This is a genomic window from Pandoraea sp., assembly GCF_004297875.1.
In the GTDB taxonomy this organism is placed as follows: domain Bacteria; phylum Pseudomonadota; class Gammaproteobacteria; order Burkholderiales; family Burkholderiaceae; genus Pandoraea.
The window spans coordinates 244,623-260,460 of sequence record NZ_SCSK01000006.1; the positions used below are offsets into that span (position 1 = coordinate 244,623).

The window sequence follows — 15,838 nt, forward strand, 5'->3', positions numbered from 1 at the left end:
TGTCTGGAGAATGGCGTGCAATTCAGGTCGGCTGCGCAAGCGCATCGAGCAATTTCTGATGCACACCACCGAACCCGCCGTTGCTCATCACCAGGATGTGATCGCCCGGCTGGGCCACAGCGGCAACCGCCCGCACCAAAGCATCCAGATCGCTGAAAGCCCGGGCCCGTTCGCCCAGAGGCGCCAGCGCGCCAGCCAGGTCCCAGCCGAGCGCCTCCTTGCCCGATGGCGCGCCATACCCGAAAACCAGATCGGCGTCGGCCAGGCTGCCCGGCAATTGGGACTTCATCACACCGAGCTTCATCGTGTTCGAGCGCGGCTCCAATACGGCAAGAATGCGGGCCTCTGCGCCGATGCGGTGCCGCAATCCCGCGACCGTGGTGTGAATCGCCGTCGGGTGGTGGGCAAAATCGTCATATACGGCAACGCCGCGCACGGTCCCGCGCCATTCCATGCGACGCTTGACGTTTCTGAATTTGCCCAGTGACCCGATCGCCTGTTCCGGCGGCACGCCAACATGGCGGGCCGCAGCAACGGCGGCCAGCGCGTTCATGCGATTGTGCTCGCCTTGCAGATTCCACCTGACGGCGCCAAACGCCCGGTCCTGGTATCTCACCAAAAACTGTTCATCCGAACCATCGGCATGCCAGCCCCGGGGCACGCCGAATGATTCGACTTCGCTCCAGCATCCCCGGCTCAGGACTCGTTCGAAGGCGCTTTCGCGGCCATTGACGAGAATTCGCCCCTGCTCCGGGATGGTTCGCACGAGATGATGGAATTGCGTCTCGATCGCTGCCAGATCAGGGAAGATGTCGGCGTGATCGTATTCGAGATTGTTCAGCACGGCGGTGCGCGGCCGATAATGCACAAATTTTGAGCGCTTATCGAAAAAGGCCGTGTCATATTCGTCCGCCTCGATCACGAAGAAATTCGCGTCGGTCAGGCGCGCCGAAATGCCGAAATTGAGCGGCACGCCGCCAACCAGAAAACCGGGCTGGTAGCCCGCGTCTTCCAGGATCCACGTCAGCATCGACGTGGTAGTGGTCTTGCCATGAGTGCCCGCCACGGCCATTACCCATTTGTTTCGCAAGATGTGCTCGCCGAGCCATTGCGGACCGGATATATAGGGCAAATTGCGGTTGAGGATTTCCTCCATCAGCGGGTTGCCGCGCGAGACCACATTGCCGATAACGAACAGGTCGGGCGCAAGCGCGACCTGCGATGCATCATAACCTTCGATCAGCCGAATACCTTGCGCTTCGAGTTGCGTGCTCATCGGCGGATAGACGTTGGCGTCGCAGCCCGTCACTGTATGCCCGGCCTCTGTCGCGAGCACGGCCAGGCCGCCCATGAAGGTGCCGCAGATACCCAGAATATGAATGTGCATGACTGATGATTGGCGCCGGCCGGGCGCGTCTGGTTAAACTTGCGGGAGCCATTGTAACCGGGTGGCTTCGGCTACCCTAGCGGGTAGCGCGAATGATTTCCGGTATGATGCCAGCATGACGCGCAAAACCTGTTTGGACACTCACCGCCTGCGCGAGGAAATCGCCATGACCGCTGCCCGTCTGATCGCGGAAGACGGCCTCGATTATGCCTCCGCCAAACGCAAGGCGACCCGACAAATCACCGGAGAAGACAAAGTTTCCGGCGATTTGCTGCCGAATAACGAAGAAATCGAAGAAGAAGTTCGCGCCTATCTCGATCTGTTTCAGGCCGACACGCATCCCGCGCAACTGCGCGAATTGCGCCTTACCGCGCTGACGCTAATGGAGCGGCTGCCCAACTATCACCTGCATTTGGTCGGAGCAGTGTTGAACGGCACGGCGACCCATCACTCCGACATCCACTTGCAGGCATTTTGCGACAACAGCAAGGATCTGGCGATCGAGTTGCTGAATCAGGGCGTCCAGTACGAGGTGTCGGAAACACGCCATTTTGCCGGACGCGGCATGGTCGAGACCCTGAGCTTTCTGTGGCGCCAACATCGGCAGCCGCAGCCGATCGGAGTGCATATCGTCCTCTACACGCCAAGTGACCTGCGCAACGCAGCGAAACTGGACGCGAAAAAGCGGCCGCTCCGCTTGGACGCCGCCGGCCTCAGAGGTTTGCTGCACGATCAATTGACGCCCGTCTAAAACGATTAACCGACGATGAAGAAAAATCGATCGCTTTTCTTGCCATTGGTGGCCATTGCCGCTTTGGCGGCGGGCATCTATGTTGCTTGGCGGATCCATACTCCCCAACGGATCGGCGACCCGGCAGTGCAACTGCTATTCAGCACTCGACTCCCCGACCTCGCTGGCCGGGAGCAATCGCTGAGCCAGTGGCGGCAGCGAACGCTCGTCGTCAACTTCTGGGCGCCATGGTGCTCGCCCTGCGTTCAGGAAATGCCGGATCTCGCGAAAATCGCAAACGAATTCAAAGGCAAAAACGTTCAATTTGTCGGCATCGGCATCGATTCCGCCCCGAATCTCCAGGCTTTCGAGGCCAAAGTCAAGGTTCAATATCCGTTGCTGGTCGCCGGCTATGCCGGCACTGATCTGTCCCGCGCACTGGGCGACACCATGGGTGCCCTGCCCTTTACAGTGGTGATTGATCCCACGGGCAAGGTCCGGCTGTCGAAGCTGGGGCAGATTCAGCCGGACGAATTACGTTCTGCCTTGAATGCCTTGTAAAATCAGCGATCATCGGTTCACCGGCAACCGACGCCGGACACAGCCGAGGCCATTCCGGCATCCTATATAATCGGGATATCTGCTGCGCGTACCGGTCAAAGGAAAAAATTCCGAACCTAGGGATTTCCCCCATCAAAATCTTTTGGCACTGGACAAAATTCGCCAACTAGCGTTAAATTGCGGCCAATTTCTTCAATCTCCTCACGGAACATGCCTTATCGCATACTCGTCCTGCACGGCCCCAATCTGAATTTGCTGGGCACCCGGGAGCCAGGGGTATATGGTCATACGACGCTCGCCGATATCGAGCGGGCCTTGCAGACTCAGGCGCAAAGCGCTTCCGTGACCCTGGAGAGCTTTCAGAGCAATCACGAAGGCGCGCTGGTCGATCGCATTCAGGCGGCGGCCACCGATAAGGTCGATTACATCATTATCAATCCCGCCGCCTACACGCATACCAGCGTCGCCTTGCGCGATGCGCTGGCAGCGGTGGACATCCCGTTCGTGGAAGTACATTTATCGAACGTGCATCGCCGCGAAAGCTTCCGGCATCATTCATATTTTTCCGAATTGGCCGAGGGTGTGATTTGCGGTCTCGGCTGGCATGGCTACGGCTATGCCCTCGATTTCGCACTGCGCCGCTTGTCCGGCAACTGAAGATCTTATTTATTGCCGGACTTCGCGCCGGCCGACCACGAATCAAGGAGCTTCCTTCATGGATTTGCGCAAACTCAAGACATTGATCGACCTCGTCGCGGAATCGGGCATCTCCGAACTCGAAGTCACCGAAGGTGAAGGCAAGGTCCGCATCGTCAAAGCGCCGCCGCAAATCATGGCGGCGCCGATGCAAATGCAGATGCAGCAGCCGATGATGGCCCAGGCCACGGCAGCGCCGGCCGCCGTAGCGCCGACAGAGAGCGCGGCCCCGGCGGCGCCGCAAGGGCACGTGGTCACGTCACCGATGGTCGGAACCTTCTATCGCGCGCCATCGCCTGGCGCGGATCCCTTCGTGCAAGTCGGCGATACCGTCAAGGAAGGCCAGACCCTGTGCATCATCGAGGCCATGAAGCTGCTCAACGAAATCGAGGCCGACAAAGCCGGCGTCGTCAAGGAAATTCTCGGCGAGAACGGCCAGGCCGTCGAATATGGCCAGCCGTTGTTCGTGATCGGTTGAGCGCAGCCGGCTGCGCCCGACCGACGGCTCGGGCGCCTCAGCCCCGTCGGTCTCATCCCATCCTCCCTGCCAGGATCCCGGACAATGTTTGAAAAAATCCTTATAGCCAACCGCGGCGAAATCGCCCTGAGAGTCCAGCGCGCGTGCCGCGAGCTCGGCATCAAAACCGTCGTCATCTACTCGGAAGCCGACAAGGAAGCCAAATACGTGCGCCTGGCCGACGAAGCAGTCTGCATCGGCCCAGCCCCATCTGCGCAAAGTTACCTGAACATGCCGTCGATTATCAGCGCGGCCGAGGTGACCGACGCTCAGGCCATTCACCCCGGTTATGGCTTTCTGTCGGAGAATGCCGACTTCGCAGATCGCGTCGAGCAGTCTGGCTTCACCTTCATCGGCCCGCGTCCCGACACCATCCGCCTGATGGGCGACAAGGTCTCGGCCAAGCAAACCATGATCAAGGCGGGCGTGCCATGCGTGCCCGGCTCCGAAGGCGCATTGCCCGACGACCCCAAGGAAATCGTGCGCATAGCCCGGCAGGTCGGCTATCCGGTCATTATCAAGGCCGCCGGCGGCGGCGGCGGGCGCGGCATGCGCGTGGTGCATACCGAGGCAGCGCTGGTCAACGCGGTCAACATGACTCGCGAAGAGGCCGGTCGCGCCTTCGGCAATCCGGAAGTCTATATGGAGAAATTCCTCGAGAATCCTCGCCATATCGAAATCCAGGTGTTGGCCGACAAATACAAGAACGCGGTCTGGCTCGGCGAGCGGGATTGTTCGATGCAGCGCCGCCATCAGAAGGTGATCGAGGAAGCCACCGCACCGCACATTCCGCGCCGCCTGATCGAGCGTATCGGCGACCGCTGCGCGGACGCCTGCAAAAAGATGGGCTATCTGGGTGCCGGCACGTTTGAGTTCCTGTACGAAAACAATGAGTTCTACTTCATCGAGATGAACACGCGGGTTCAGGTCGAACACCCCGTGACCGAGATGATCACCGGCGTGGATATCGTTCAGGAACAGATCCGCATCGCGGCTGGCGAGAAAATCGGCTTCCGCCAACGCGACATCGAATTCCGCGGTCACGCGATCGAGTGCCGGATAAACGCCGAGGACCCATTCAAGTTCACGCCATCGCCGGGGCGCATCACCGCCTGGCACATGCCGGGCGGCCCCGGAATTCGAATCGATTCCCATGTCTACAACGGCTATTTCGTGCCGCCCAACTACGACTCGATGATTGGCAAGATCATCGCGTATGGCGCCACCCGCGAGCAGGCCATCAATCGGATGCGCATCGCTCTGTCGGAAATCGTCGTTGAGGGTATCCAGACCAATATCCCCCTGCACCGCGAATTGATGCTCGATGCCAAGTTCGTCGAAGGCGGCACCAGCATTCACTACCTCGAGCACAAGCTGGCGCAGAAATCCGCGGTCGACGGCAATTGAGTCCGGTCATGTACCGCGAACTGGTGGTGGAGCTTGCGCGCGTGCAGGCCGAAGCATTGTCCGACGCGCTGCTCGATCTGGGCGCGTTGTCGGTCTCGGTCGAGGACGCCGACGCAAATACGCCGGATGAGCAGCCGCTATTTGGTGAGCCCGGGCTCGAACCGGCGGACACGGCCTGGCAGCACTCGCGCGTCATCGTGCTTCTCGACGAACATCAGGATCCCGCCGTGCTGCTGGGCGCCGCAGCCAACGCCATCGGATTGCCGCACGTGCCGCCCCACACCATACGGGAAGTCGCGGAGCAGGATTGGGTGCGCCTGACGCAGTCGCAATTCGAGCCAATGCAGATCGGACAACGGATCTGGGTCGTGCCATCCTGGCATGACGCGCCGCAGGCGCCCGACGCACTGGTGCTCGAGCTGGACCCCGGACTGGCATTCGGTACCGGGAGTCACCCCACCACGCGCCTGTGCATGGAGTGGCTGGAACAGCATATCGATCCGGCGGCCAAACCGACCGTGCTCGATTATGGTTGCGGCTCGGGCATCCTCGCCATTCTTGCCAGGAAGTGCGGCGCGGCCCGCGTGACGGGGATCGATATCGATCCGCAAGCCATTGAGGCGGCGCGCTACAACAGCGAGCGCAATCGGGCGCCCGTCGACTATGCGCTGCCCGACGATTGCCCGCCCGGGCAATTCGACATCGTGGTCGCGAACATTCTCTCCAATCCGCTCAAGCTGCTGGCCTCGATGCTTTGCGCGCGGGTCGCGCCCGGCGGCCGGCTAGCGATCTCGGGCGTGCTGGAGCGACAAGCCGACGAGGTCATTCGCGCCTACGCACCGTGGTTGGCATTTAGCGTTTGGCAAAGCCGGGATGGCTGGGTCTGCCTGCACGGACAAGCCGGGTAGAATAGGCTTTCACCGTGCCGCCAACACCTGCCCCCATGGTTCTCGCCACCCGCTGCCCCAACTGCCACACCGTTTTTCGCGTCGTCGCCGACCAGCTCAAGCTACGCAATGGCTTGGTCCGTTGCGGTACCTGCCAGCACGTGTTTGACGGCCGCAGTGAATTGTGCGCGCCGCCCGAGGCAATGACCGACGCGCCGGCGCCACCCGCGATAGCGCCAACACCGACACCCGGCATCAAGGGGCCACGCGCGTCGATCTATGACGCCATCGTCGCGGACGATGAGCCGCGATTCACCACCCTTCCGGGTACGCCACCCAACCTCGATGCGGCTGCGCTGCTGCGCCAGGAGGATAAAACGCGTGGCGGCGGTTTCCCATCCGCGCCGTCGGCACGCGCCGTCGACCCCGCCGATGCGCCACCCTGGCTGCGCAACAGCGCCCGGCCGCGCAAGGCAGCGCTCTGGACGCTCGCCATTGCCGCCCTGACGCTGAGCGCACTGCTGCAGTTGGTCTGGTGGCAACGTGATGCATTGGCAGCGCAATGGCCACCGTTGCGGGCGCCGCTGATGCAACTGTGCCGGATCGCGGGCTGCCGAATTGCGCCAGTGCGCCAGTTGAGCGGGCTCAGCATCGAGTCCACCAATCTTGCCAGCGAGGGCGACGACAGCGATGCGCAAGACCAGCACCTGCTGGTGCTGACCCTCTTCCTGCGCAACACGTCGGATCATGCAATCGCATACCCGGCACTCGAGCTGACCTTGACCGACGCCAGCGGCGCCCCCGTTGTTCGCCGCGACATTCAAGTCACCGACTACCTGTCCGACAGCGACATTGCCGCCGGACTGGCGGCGCGCAGTGAACACCCGATTCGATTACGATTGTCGGCACAGTCGACGACGGCCGCCAATTACCACGTGGTCGCGTTCTACCCCTGATTCCCGATCGCACCTTTGCGCTCACTTTTTGATGGAGAAACACCATGGCTCAAGTCACTCTCGGCGGCACCCCCATTGAAGTCGCCGGACAGTTCCCGCAGAAGAACCAGGCCGCGCCCGCATTCTCTTTGGTCGGCAAGGATTTGAAAGACGTCAAGCTGGCTGATTTCGCCGGCAAGCGCAAGGTGCTCAATATTGTGCCCAGCCTGGACACCCCCACCTGCGCGACTTCGACGCGCAAATTCAATGAGGCGGCAGGCAAGCTCGCCAATACCGTCGTACTCGTCATATCCTGTGATCTGCCATTCGCCCAGAGCCGCTTCTGCGCGACCGAAGGCCTGACCAACGTGATCTCCTTGTCGACCTTGCGCGGCCGCGAATTCCTGAAGAACTACGGCGTCGAAATCACCACCGGGCCGTTGGCCGGGCTCACCGCACGGGCAGTGGTCGTCCTCGACGAACATGACAAGGTGCTGCACGCGGAGCTGGTGCCTGAAATCAAGAACGAGCCGAACTACGATGCCGCGCTCGCCTCGCTCTCCTAGAAAGAAAGGAACGTGCCTGTGGCTACGCTTATCTGCGGCTCGCTTGCCTACGACAATATCATGACGTTCGAGGGGCGCTTCGGCGACCACATCCTGCCCGACCAGGTGCACAACCTCAATGTGAGCTTCCTGGTGCCGACGCTGCGCCGGGAGTTCGGCGGTTGCGCCGGCAACATCGCCTACAATCTGCGGCTGCTCGGCGGCAGCCCGGTCGTGATGGCCACTGCCGGCGAGGATGCGGAACCGTACCTGACACACCTGAGGTCGCTCGACCTGCCGACCGAGCACGTGCGAATCGTGCCCGACACCATGACGGCGCATGCGATGATCACCACCGATCTGGAGAACAACCAGATTACGGCGTTCCATCCTGGGGCCATGATGCATTCCCACTTGAACCGGGTCCAGGACGCCAGGGATATCGGCCTGGGCATTGTCGCGCCGGATGGACGCGAAGGCATGCAAGGCCATGTCGAACAGTTCGCCGAAGCAGGCATTCCCTTCGTGTTCGATCCGGGTCAGGGTCTGCCGCTATTCGATCACGCCGAGCTGCGCCACATGATTGAACTTGCGACCTACGTGGCAGTCAACGATTACGAGGCCAAGTTGCTGTGCCTGCGTACGGGCTGGTCTGCCGAGGATATCGCTGATCGCGTCAGCGCGTTCGTCGTTACGCGGGGTGCGCAGGGCGCCGTAATTTACAGTCAAAAAAAGCAATATGCGATCCCCGTGGTCAAGGCCGAGCGCGTGGTCGATCCGACCGGATGCGGCGACGCGTTCCGCGGCGGCCTGTTGTATGGCATCGAAAACGGCCTGGACTGGGAAACATCCGGCCGCATCGGAAGCTTGATGGGCTCGCTCAAAATCGCGCATCAAGGGCCGCAAAACCATGTTCTCACACACGATGAAATCCGGGAGCGCTTCAAAAACGCTTTCGGCTATGTTTGGCATTGAAAGAGCGGGAGAAATGAATGAGTAAGCTCACCACGCCGCTGATCGGGTTCAGTTTGGCGGCCATCCTGGTGCTGCCAGGGTGCACGGCCATCGGCAACAGCGACTCGGCCAGCGTCTACCAAAGCAGTCAGGCGCAACGCGAACAAATCGTGCGCATGGGCACGGTGGAATCGGTGCGCCCCGTAACCATCGACGCCAGTAACGGGCAGCCCGGAGTGTTGGGCACCGTGGGTGGCGGCGCACTCGGTGCGATCGGCGGCAGTGCGATCGGGGGCGGTCGCGGTTCGATCATCACCGGCATTCTCGGCGGCATCGCGGGCGCGGTGGCCGGCCAGGCAATCGAGAACCGAGCCAGTCAGCGGCCAGGGTTGGAGATCACGGTACGACTCGACAATGGCGAGTTACGCGCGGTCACCCAAAGTGCCGACGAATCGTTTCGCCCCGGGGATCGCGTCCGCCTGCTGACGAGTGGCGGCATCACACGGGTCACCCATTAGTCAGCCTATTCACTACGCAGCGCGGCAAGCCTGCCACCATAACCAGCGCATGGCTTCGCCATGCGTTTTTTATACCGTCGTGACTTGCGCACCGCTGCCGACTCTTCATCACCTGATCCACACCGATCTCGCGCGGCCAAAGAAAAACCCGCTACGGCACATTCGCCGTAGCGGGTTTTCGACCGAGTAGCACTACTCGATCAAGAGACACCGAAGTGTCTTGTGTGTTGCATCGGTAGTCTGCTTACGGACGGCTGCCAGTCGGGAACGGCCATGCCGCCGCCGGGTTCAGCACTGTTTTGGCGGGCGCAGCAGCAGGGGCTGCAGCGGGCGCAGCAGGCTTAGCGGCCGGCTTCTTCGCAGCGGGCTTTTTCGCGGCAGGTTTCTTCGCAGCAGGCTTCTTGGCTGCAGCCTTTTTCGCCGGCGCTTTCTTCGCGGCGGCTTTCTTGGCCGGTGCCTTTTTCGCTGCGACTTTCTTTACTGCCGCTTTCTTGGCCGGCGCCTTCTTGGCGGCAACTTTCTTTACTGCCGCTTTCTTGGCCGGTGCCTTCTTGGCGGCAACTTTCTTCACTGCCGCTTTCTTGGCCGGTGCCTTCTTGGCGGCAACTTTCTTCACTGCCGCTTTCTTGGCCGGTGCCTTTTTGGCAGCAACCGCTTTCTTGGCGGCAGGTTTCTTGGCCGCCGGAGCCTTCTTCGCTACCGGTTTCTTGGCAGCAGGTTTTTTCGCAGCAACAGGTTTTTTCTTAGCAGTAGCCATCATGCTCTCCTTGACTTGAGAATCGATAGAATCAAACAAACCACCTGAGAAGGAAACCCGACCAGTGCGCCAACAGGCGCGCAGCGAGCGGGCTATTCATCGGCGTACGCATCAAGCTATGGCTGCTTACGCTAATGAATTCGGCATTGCACGCGGGCTGACGGAACGCCGCCGGCCAGCGCGCAAAAAAATTGCCGGCGACTTTGCCGCCAGCAATTCGGTTGTAGTGATGTTGGTGAAGCGTCAGTTTTTTGGGAGGGTAGCTTGCCTGTCCCGTCATCGGGAGGAAGGAGACTGCGATAGCGGATAAGCGTGACGACTGCCTGCTATGCACCAAGGTTTTGACGCTCCTTATCTACCAGTTCTCTGTATTGAGAGGAAAGCAATTCGCTTTCTGGTTATCGAGACTGCATTTAATTGAGCGAATAATAATTCTTTTGTGATGCGATGTTAATACTTTCTACACGAAAAACGCGCACGACACCGCATCACGAATCCAATGTGTTGTATTTGATGCACACTGCTGAGCACAGCATGCATCACGAAACATCAATCCCAACTCAACGCACCACCGGTTTGATATTCGATGACGCGCGTCTCGAAGAAATTTCTCTCCTTCTTCAGATCGATCATCTCGCTCATCCAAGGGAACGGATTCTCTTCATTGGGGAATAGCGGCTCGAGTCCGATCTGCGTGCAGCGGCGGTTGCAGATGAAGCGCAGATAGCTCTTGAACATGGCCGCATTCAGGCCCAGCACGCCGCGCGGCATGGTGTCTTCGGCGTAGCGGTACTCGAGATCGACGGCATGCTTGAACAGCTCGCGGAGCTCATCGCGGAACTCGGACGTCCACAGATGCGGATTTTCCAGCTTGATCTGGTTAATGAGGTCGATACCGAAATTGCAGTGCATCGACTCGTCGCGCAGGATGTATTGATACTGCTCGGCAGCGCCAGTCATTTTATTCTGGCGACCGAGCGCCAGAATCTGCGTGAAGCCGACGTAGAAGAACAGGCCCTCCATGATGCAGGCGAACACGATCAGCGATTTGAGTAACTTCTGATCCGTCTCCAGCGTCCCGGTCTTGAAGGCCGGGTCGGTCAGCGTGTCGATGAACGGAATCAGGAACTCGTCCTTGGCGCGAATCGCAGCGACTTCATGATAAGCGTTGAAGATCTCCCCCTCGTCGAGCCCCAGGCTCTCCACGATGTATTGGTAGGCGTGGGTATGGATCGCTTCCTCGAAGGCCTGCCGCAACAGGAACTGCCGGCACTCCGGCGCCGTGATGTGGCGATACGTGCCCAGCACGATATTATTGGCGGCCAGCGAATCGGCCGTGACGAAAAAGCCGAGGTTGCGCTTGATGATGCGCCGCTCGTCTTCGGTCAGGCCATTGGGGTCCTTCCAGAGCGCGATGTCGCGCGACATGTTGATTTCCTGGGGCATCCAGTGATTTGCGCAACCCGCCAGGTATTTCTCCCACGCCCACTTATATTTGAACGGAACGAGCTGGTTGACGTCGGTCGCCCCATTGATGACGCGCTTGTCGGCGGCGTTGACGCGGCGATTCGAAGTGGCCGAAATCGTGTTCGAGTCGCTTCCGGTGTCGGTACCAAGAATATTGCCGCGCACGACGCCCGGCGGCAACGCCTGTTCGTCGGCGCGCGGCGCGACGGCGGGTTGCAGTGCCGGACGGCCCTGAGCCAACGCCTGGGCACCCGGTTGAGCGGCAGGGGTGAGATCATCTTCCCAAGTCAGCATGGTTATTTTCCTCTATGCATTGATTTACACCGACCGTTGCCGCCGCGCTTGAGGCGGCAACGGTCTTGTCTGCAATTCGGCGGCCCCGTCGCGTGAGAGCGCTTGGGAGCACGCCGCATGGGTAGCCCGGGGGCGACGCCATCGCAGCGATTCTTATTGGCAAGCCTCGCACTCGTCGAACCCGGCGTCGCCCGGTCGCAGCATGCACACCTGTCCTTCGGGCTCGGGCATCGCCGCCGCCTCGACCGGTGCGGCTGCCGCCTGCACCTCGCCGCCGACAACGCCGGACGACACCGCATTGAGCGTGCCGGTCTTGACCGTCGATTTCTCGACGTGAGTCGCCGACATCGTGCGCAGGTAGTAGGTGGTCTTCAAGCCGCGCAGCCAGGCCAGCTTGTAGGTCTCATCCAGCTTCTTGCCGGAGGCGCCCGCCATATAGATATTGAGCGACTGGGCCTGGTCGATCCATTTCTGACGGCGCGAGGCCGCCTCGACCAGCCATTTCGGCTCGACTTCGAAGGCCGTGGCATACAGCGCGCGCAGGTCGGACGGAATGCGGTCGATGCGGGCCAGGGAGCCGTCGAAATACTTCAGATCGGCGACCATCACTTCGTCCCACAGGCCGCGCTCCTTCAAGTCGCGCACCAGGTAGTCATTGACCACCGTGAATTCGCCCGACAGGTTCGATTTCACGTAAAGGTTCTGGTACGTGGGTTCGATGCAGGCCGACACGCCGATGATGTTGGAGATGGTCGCGGTCGGAGCGATCGCAATACAGTTCGAATTGCGCATGCCGTACTGCCTGATGCGCGCGCGCAGCGCATCCCAATCCATCGAGCTCGACTCATCGACCTCCAGGTAGCCGCCGCGCTCTTCGGCCAGCAGCTTGAGCGAATCCTGCGGCAGGATGCCGCGATCCCACAGCGAACCCGAGTAGGACAGGTAGCGGCCCCGCTCGGCCGCCAGCTCGGTGGATGCCCAATAAGCGTAATAGCAAACCGCCTCCATCGAGCGGTCGGCGAATTCGACCGCCGCTTCGGACGCGTAGGGAGTGCGCAGCAGGTGCAGGCAATCCTGGAAGCCCATGATGCCCATGCCCACCGGGCGGTGGCGCAGGTTCGAGTTGCGCGCCTTGTTGACCGCGTAGTAGTTGATGTCGATGACGTTGTCGAGCATGCGCATCGCGGTATGGACGGTGCGCTTGAGCTTGTCGTGATCGAGCACGTAGCTGCCGTCCGGCTGCCGCTTCATGTGGGCCACGAGGTTGACCGAGCCCAGGTTGCACACGGCAATCTCGTTCTCGTTGGTATTCAGCGTGATTTCCGTGCACAGGTTGGACGAGTGCACGACGCCGACGTGCTGCTGTGGCGACCGGATGTTGCATGGGTCCTTGAAGGTGATCCACGGATGGCCGGTCTCGAACAGCATACCGAGCATCTTGCGCCACAGGGTCAGCGCCGGCAGCTTCTTGAACAGCTTCAGTTCGCCGCGCGCGACCTTCTCCTCGTAGCCGAGATAGGCTGCTTCGAATGCCTTGCCGACCTTGTCGTGCAGATCAGGGCAGGTCGAGGGCGAGAACAGGGTCCAGTCACCGCCTTCCATCACCCGCTTCATGAACAGGTCGGGAATCCAGTTGGCGGTGTTCATGTCGTGCGTGCGACGGCGATCGTCACCGGTGTTCTTGCGCAGCTCGAGAAACTCTTCGATGTCGAGGTGCCAGGTCTCCAGGTAGGCGCATACCGCCCCCTTGCGCTTGCCGCCCTGGTTCACCGCGACCGCGGTGTCGTTGACCACCTTCAGGAACGGCACCACACCCTGGCTCTTGCCGTTGGTCCCCTTGATGTGCGAGCCCAGCGCGCGCACGCGGGTCCAGTCGTTGCCGAGGCCACCGGCAAATTTCGACAGCAATGCATTTTCCTTGAGCGCTTCGTAGATGCCGTCGAGGTCGTCGGCGACTGTCGTCAGGTAGCACGACGACAGTTGCGAGCGGCGCGTCCCGGAATTGAACAGGGTCGGGGTGGAACTCATGAAATCGAATGTCGAGAGGATTTCGTAGAATTCGATGGCACGTGCCTCGCGATCGACTTCGTTGAGCGACAGCCCCATGGCAACGCGCATGAAGAAGGCTTGCGGCATTTCGATGCGCGCACCGTCGTCATGCAGGAAGTAACGGTCATACAGCGTCTGCAGGCCCAGGTAATTGAACTGGAAATCGCGCGAGGCATCGAGCGCGGCTCCCAATTTCTGCAGATCGAACTGCAGCAGCTTCTCGTCGAGCAACTCGGCATTGACACCGCGCTTGATGAATTGCGGGAAATACTCGGCATAGCGCGTAGCCATCTCCGCCTGGGTGACTTCCTCGCCCAGGATTTCGCGACGAATCGTGTGCAGCAGGATGCGGGCCGTTACCTGACTGTAAGCCGGATCCTGTTCGATCAGCGTTCTCGCGGCCAGAATCGCGGAGTCATAGACCTGCGAAAGCGGCACCCCGTCATACAGATTTTTGAGTGTCTCGCGCAGAATCGGTTCGGCATCGACCGCGTCACCCAGGTTCTCGCAGGCGGAGACCAGCACGTTGCGCAGTACGTCCATGTCGAGCGGACGCGTCACGCCGTTGTCGGTGACGTTGATATTGAGACCGGACTGCCGCACGCCGGCTTCGCCCTGCTGAGCGCGCTCCTGCGAACGCTTCTCGCGATACAGCACGTAAGCGCGTGCAACGTTGTGCTCGCCAGCACGCATGAGCGCCAGTTCAACCTGGTCCTGGATGTCTTCGATATGGAACGTGCCGCCGGTCGGCCGACTGCGCACCAGCGCGCGCACCACGTTCTGAGTCAGTTGCTCCACCAGTTCGCGAATCCGCGCGGATGCCGCACCTGGGCCGCCGTTGACTGCCAGGAAAGCCTTGGTCACGGCAATCGCGATTTTCGACGGTTCGAAACCTACCACCGTGCCGTTGCGCCGGATGATTTTGTAATCGGCGATCGACGCCGACGCAAACGCGCCGCTCGTTTGCGGCGCCGACATGCCCGCACCACCGCTCTGCGTAGAGCCGGTGGTCGGAGAATTCGGACGGGTTAGGTTTTCGGTGATTTGCATGTAAAAACTCCCGGGTCATTATGCTTTCGTCATCGAGCCTTCATGTCGAAGACCCGATGACGCTTTGGGGTGCCGCACTTTCGGCACGATCAGGTTGGCCATCAACGACAGAGCCCCCTGGTGTTGGTCTCATCGTGTCGGCGGCCCGCCGTTGCGCAAGCTCACCAGGTGTTTCGACTCCAACGAGTCAACTGGGTCCGCCTGCGCGTAACCACTATATATAGTGGTGGCATAGCTATTTCCCACTAAGTATAGTGGATACCGCCACGGTTCACCAAAAGAATTTTTGGAAATTTCTTGCCCGAAAACCGCACCGCACGGCGCTTTCACGTCCGGGAAAACCCGACTGCCATGCAGAAGGTTTACGGTTGGCGAGACACGCCGTGATCGACGTCGCTCGCCGTTACCGCATCCGGCATGTCGGACTGGTAGGGAAAATAGCGCCACGGCAATCCGCAGGTTTTCTGCAGCATGCGCCAATTGAAACAGGGGCCCGGGTCGGTCTTGCGATGCGGCGCGATATCTGCGTGGCCGGCAATCGCCGTGATGGGATAGCGCGCCATCAACGCGTCGGTCAGCCTGGCAAGCGCGCGATATTGCGCTGCATCGAACGGCACATCATCTGCCCCTTCGAGTTCCACGCCAATCGAAAAATCGTTGCAACGCTCGCGTCCGAAAAATTCCGACAGCCCCGCATGCCAGGCACGCGCCTCGCACGACACGAATTGCACCACCGCTCCATCACGCCGAATCAGGAAATGAGCCGAAACGCGCACGCCACGAATTTGCGCGAAAAACGGATGACTGTCATGGTCCAGCGTATTGGAGAAGAAAGCGGCGATCGCCGGACCACCAAACTGCCCAGGCGGCAAGCTAATGTTGTGCACCACCAGCAACTCGATTTCCGTGCCCGGCGGGCGGGCGTCGAAGTTGGGCGATTCGACACGGGTGGCGCCACCGGCCCAGCCGGCCGGATCGATTTGGAAAGGAATCAAAGCAAGTCGTCGAGTCGATTGAAAAGTTGCGGCGCGCCAAAGCGGGCGCTGCCCTCAAGGAAGATACCGCGCCCGGCCCGGGTGGGCAA

At 60.7% G+C, this 15,838-nt stretch carries 15 protein-coding genes; 10 read left to right on the top strand and 5 right to left on the bottom strand.

Annotated features, from left to right (window positions below; all coding sequences use genetic code 11):
• Window positions 1-22 precede the first annotated feature (22 nt).
• The gene (mpl, locus tag EPN80_RS03420) at window positions 23-1,387 is read right to left on the bottom strand and encodes a UDP-N-acetylmuramate:L-alanyl-gamma-D-glutamyl-meso-diaminopimelate ligase (protein ID WP_293023689.1); all 1,365 of its coding nucleotides are present in this window, start codon (window positions 1,385-1,387) and stop codon (window positions 23-25) included.
• 115 nt (window positions 1,388-1,502) lie between these two features.
• Here mpl and EPN80_RS03425 point away from each other — a divergent pair, with 115 nt between their 5' ends.
• The 10 genes from EPN80_RS03425 (at window position 1,503) to EPN80_RS03470 (ending at window position 9,137) form a co-directional block, all read left to right on the top strand.
• Entirely contained in the window at window positions 1,503-2,138 is a 636-nt protein-coding gene (locus EPN80_RS03425; RefSeq protein WP_293023692.1) for a UDP-N-acetylmuramate--alanine ligase, read from the top strand.
• A 15-nt stretch (window positions 2,139-2,153) separates the two neighbouring features.
• A complete protein-coding gene (locus EPN80_RS03430; RefSeq protein ID WP_293023694.1) occupies window positions 2,154-2,678 on the top strand; it encodes a TlpA disulfide reductase family protein in 525 nt (174 codons plus the stop codon).
• Window positions 2,679-2,888: 210 nt separating this feature from the next.
• Window positions 2,889-3,335, top strand: coding sequence for a type II 3-dehydroquinate dehydratase (gene aroQ, locus EPN80_RS03435; RefSeq protein ID WP_293023697.1), 447 nt, complete (start codon window positions 2,889-2,891; stop codon window positions 3,333-3,335).
• A 58-nt stretch (window positions 3,336-3,393) separates the two neighbouring features.
• The gene (gene accB, locus EPN80_RS03440) at window positions 3,394-3,852 is read left to right on the top strand and encodes an acetyl-CoA carboxylase biotin carboxyl carrier protein (RefSeq protein ID WP_293023700.1); all 459 of its coding nucleotides are present in this window, start codon (window positions 3,394-3,396) and stop codon (window positions 3,850-3,852) included.
• An 84-nt stretch (window positions 3,853-3,936) separates the two neighbouring features.
• Window positions 3,937-5,298 carry an acetyl-CoA carboxylase biotin carboxylase subunit gene (accC, locus tag EPN80_RS03445; protein ID WP_293023703.1) on the top strand — a complete coding sequence of 454 codons (1,362 nt, stop codon included), beginning with the start codon at window positions 3,937-3,939 and terminating at the stop codon, window positions 5,296-5,298.
• Between the two features lie 8 nt (window positions 5,299-5,306).
• Entirely contained in the window at window positions 5,307-6,206 is a 900-nt protein-coding gene (prmA, locus tag EPN80_RS03450; protein WP_293023705.1) for a 50S ribosomal protein L11 methyltransferase, read from the top strand.
• 35 nt (window positions 6,207-6,241) lie between these two features.
• Complete coding sequence (locus EPN80_RS03455; protein ID WP_293023707.1) at window positions 6,242-7,141, top strand: DUF3426 domain-containing protein; 900 nt, start codon at window positions 6,242-6,244, stop codon at window positions 7,139-7,141.
• Window positions 7,142-7,185: 44 nt separating this feature from the next.
• Complete coding sequence (gene tpx, locus EPN80_RS03460; protein ID WP_293023709.1) at window positions 7,186-7,686, top strand: thiol peroxidase; 501 nt, start codon at window positions 7,186-7,188, stop codon at window positions 7,684-7,686.
• 18 nt (window positions 7,687-7,704) lie between these two features.
• The gene (locus EPN80_RS03465; protein ID WP_293023711.1) at window positions 7,705-8,640 is read left to right on the top strand and encodes a carbohydrate kinase family protein; all 936 of its coding nucleotides are present in this window, start codon (window positions 7,705-7,707) and stop codon (window positions 8,638-8,640) included.
• 17 nt (window positions 8,641-8,657) lie between these two features.
• Window positions 8,658-9,137 carry a glycine zipper 2TM domain-containing protein gene (locus EPN80_RS03470; protein WP_293023713.1) on the top strand — a complete coding sequence of 160 codons (480 nt, stop codon included), beginning with the start codon at window positions 8,658-8,660 and terminating at the stop codon, window positions 9,135-9,137.
• 244 nt (window positions 9,138-9,381) lie between these two features.
• Here EPN80_RS03470 and EPN80_RS03475 read toward each other — a convergent pair whose 3' ends face one another.
• From EPN80_RS03475 to ampD, 4 genes are all read right to left on the bottom strand, one after another.
• A complete protein-coding gene (locus tag EPN80_RS03475) occupies window positions 9,382-9,921 on the bottom strand; it encodes a histone H1-like DNA-binding protein (RefSeq protein WP_293023851.1) in 540 nt (179 codons plus the stop codon).
• Between the two features lie 522 nt (window positions 9,922-10,443).
• Complete coding sequence (locus tag EPN80_RS03480; protein ID WP_293023715.1) at window positions 10,444-11,655, bottom strand: ribonucleotide-diphosphate reductase subunit beta; 1,212 nt, start codon at window positions 11,653-11,655, stop codon at window positions 10,444-10,446.
• A 153-nt stretch (window positions 11,656-11,808) separates the two neighbouring features.
• Window positions 11,809-14,682, bottom strand: a complete 2,874-nt coding sequence (locus EPN80_RS03485; protein ID WP_293023853.1) for a ribonucleoside-diphosphate reductase subunit alpha — start codon at window positions 14,680-14,682, stop codon at window positions 11,809-11,811.
• 434 nt (window positions 14,683-15,116) lie between these two features.
• Window positions 15,117-15,749, bottom strand: coding sequence for a 1,6-anhydro-N-acetylmuramyl-L-alanine amidase AmpD (gene ampD, locus EPN80_RS03490; RefSeq protein WP_293023717.1), 633 nt, complete (start codon window positions 15,747-15,749; stop codon window positions 15,117-15,119).
• Between the last annotated feature and the right edge of the window lie 89 nt (window positions 15,750-15,838).

Excerpts from the sequence above, each read along its gene's own strand:
- mpl (WP_293023689.1), bottom strand. The coding sequence starts at position 1,387 with ATGCACATTCATATTCTGGGTATCTGCGGCACCTTCATGGGCGGCCTG.
- EPN80_RS03425 (WP_293023692.1), top strand. The coding sequence starts at position 1,503 with ATGACGCGCAAAACCTGTTTGGACACTCACCGCCTGCGCGAGGAAATC.
- EPN80_RS03430 (WP_293023694.1), top strand. The coding sequence starts at position 2,154 with ATGAAGAAAAATCGATCGCTTTTCTTGCCATTGGTGGCCATTGCCGCT.
- aroQ (WP_293023697.1), top strand. The coding sequence starts at position 2,889 with ATGCCTTATCGCATACTCGTCCTGCACGGCCCCAATCTGAATTTGCTG.
- accB (WP_293023700.1), top strand. The coding sequence starts at position 3,394 with ATGGATTTGCGCAAACTCAAGACATTGATCGACCTCGTCGCGGAATCG.
- accC (WP_293023703.1), top strand. The coding sequence starts at position 3,937 with ATGTTTGAAAAAATCCTTATAGCCAACCGCGGCGAAATCGCCCTGAGA.
- prmA (WP_293023705.1), top strand. The coding sequence starts at position 5,307 with ATGTACCGCGAACTGGTGGTGGAGCTTGCGCGCGTGCAGGCCGAAGCA.
- EPN80_RS03455 (WP_293023707.1), top strand. The coding sequence starts at position 6,242 with ATGGTTCTCGCCACCCGCTGCCCCAACTGCCACACCGTTTTTCGCGTC.
- tpx (WP_293023709.1), top strand. The coding sequence starts at position 7,186 with ATGGCTCAAGTCACTCTCGGCGGCACCCCCATTGAAGTCGCCGGACAG.
- EPN80_RS03470 (WP_293023713.1), top strand. The coding sequence starts at position 8,658 with ATGAGTAAGCTCACCACGCCGCTGATCGGGTTCAGTTTGGCGGCCATC.
- EPN80_RS03480 (WP_293023715.1), bottom strand. The coding sequence starts at position 11,655 with ATGCTGACTTGGGAAGATGATCTCACCCCTGCCGCTCAACCGGGTGCC.
- EPN80_RS03485 (WP_293023853.1), bottom strand. The coding sequence starts at position 14,682 with ATGTCGGCGCCGCAAACGAGCGGCGCGTTTGCGTCGGCGTCGATCGCC.